The organism is Janthinobacterium foliorum (assembly GCF_978021625.1).
Map to the genome: position 1 here is coordinate 1 of NZ_CDXDQE010000042.1, position 1204 is coordinate 1204.

Annotated in this window: 1 protein-coding gene; it reads right to left on the reverse strand. The window is 68.0% G+C overall.

The features are described 5' to 3' along the window. Window positions 1-1204 (reverse strand): beta-ketoacyl synthase N-terminal-like domain-containing protein (locus tag ACZ92H_RS29370; protein ID WP_465051965.1); only part of this gene is annotated, 1204 nt, incomplete at both ends.

Sequence of the window (1204 nt, forward strand, 5' to 3'; positions counted from 1 at the left end):
AATATGGAATTCGCGGCTCAGAATGTCGCGCTGTTCGAACACCTGCAGCGGACCGTCCGTATTGAGCAGGCTGACGCCGCCCACCACGGCCGAGGTGATATCGCCCGCGCGCAGTGCCTGGATGGCCGTGTTCATGCCCACCAGGGCCGACGAACAGGCGCTGTCGAGCACCAGGCTGGGCCCCCGCAGGTCAAAGAACTGCGAGACGTTCGCCGCCAGGTAGTTCTGGCCGATCGTCATCACGGGATTGGTCGCCTTGCTGAACGCTTCGTCACTCGCCCGGTGCTGGCTGCGCGCGCCCACATACACGCCCACGGCGCCGCCTTTGATTTCATCGAGACCGTAGCCGGCATGGCAGAACAGATTCAAAGTCTCTTCCAGCAGCAGCAAGGCCTGTGGGTCCATGGCGCGCGCATCCTCGGCAGACGTCAGGAAGAACGCCGGGTCGAAATGGCTGATGCTGGCGAGCAGTCCCGCATGGTGGCCGCTGTCGTAGCCCCAGCGTTGCGCCGGCACGGGCGCGATCGCCGAATGCCCCTCGGCCAGCAGCGTCCAGAATTGCGCCAGGTCCGGCGCGCCGGGAAAGCGGCAAGACAGTCCCACCACGGCAATATCCTGTGGCGCTGCGTGCGCCAGGGCGGCCGGCGCGGCTGCCGGCACCTGCAGCGGTGCCGGAAATGCCGCCAATGCCGCTGCGCTGGAGCCCGGCACACTTTCCGGCAGGATCTGCGGATAGGCGCCGCACAGCCACTTGGCGAAACTGGCAATGGTCGGATACTCGAACAGGATCGACGGATCGAGTTCGCTGCCGGCGCGCTGCGCCACCTGCCGCACCAGCTGCAGCAGCAGCACCGAATCGGCGCCGTACTCGAGGAAGGTATTGTCCGCATCGATCAGCGCCGCATCCATCTTCAGCGTCTCGGCCAGCAGCACGATCAGCCAGGCCTGCACCTGCTCCAGCAGCGGCGCCTGCGCCGCCGTCGCGCGCGCCGGGCCGGCCGGTGCCGCCGAGACAGGAACGGGAGCGGCGGCCCGCTGGTGCTGCAGCAGCGTCCGCGGCTGCCAGGCCTGCGGATCGACGACCGCCGGCAGCACCACGCTATCCTGTCCGCCGCGCAGCACATGGTCGAGCAGTGCCAGGCCTTCCGCATCCGTATGCGACAGCAGGCCGCTGCGCGCATACGCCGCGCTGCCAATCTCGCCA